Origin of the sequence: Streptomyces sp. SID12488, from assembly GCF_010548275.1 — a bacterium.
Classification (GTDB): Bacteria; Actinomycetota; Actinomycetes; order Streptomycetales; family Streptomycetaceae; genus Streptomyces.
Genome location: NZ_JAAGLT010000152.1, coordinates 1 through 406 on the forward strand (window position 1 = coordinate 1; position 406 = coordinate 406).

The following is a 406-nucleotide window of genomic DNA, read 5'->3' on the forward strand; positions in this document are numbered from 1 at the left end:
CGAGCACGGCCGCCGGGGTGTCGAACTGCTCGATGCGCCCCTCTCCGTACACGGCGATACGGTCCCCCATCCGTACCGCCTCCTCGATGTCGTGGGTGACCAGGAGCACCGTCTTGCGGACCGTGGCCTGGAGACTCAGGAACTCGTTCTGCAGCCGTTCGCGCACCACCGGGTCCACCGCGCCGAACGGTTCGTCCATCAGCAGAACCGGTGGGTCGGCGGCCAGAGCGCGGGCGACACCCACCCGCTGGCGCTGACCGCCCGAGAGCTGCGCCGGATAGCGGGAGCCGTATGTCGCGGGGTCCAGGCCCACCAGATCGAGCAGTTCGGCCGCCCGTGCGCGGGCCTTCGCCTTCTTCCAGCCGACCAGCGCGGGGACGGTCGGGGTGTTGTCGAGTACGGTCCG

Annotated in this window: 1 protein-coding gene; it reads right to left on the minus strand. The window is 70.7% G+C overall.

Annotation, left to right across the window (positions count from 1 at the left end; all coding sequences use genetic code 11):
• On the minus strand, positions 1 to 406 hold a 406-nt coding region (locus G3I56_RS42950), incomplete at both ends, for an ATP-binding cassette domain-containing protein (protein WP_164418973.1).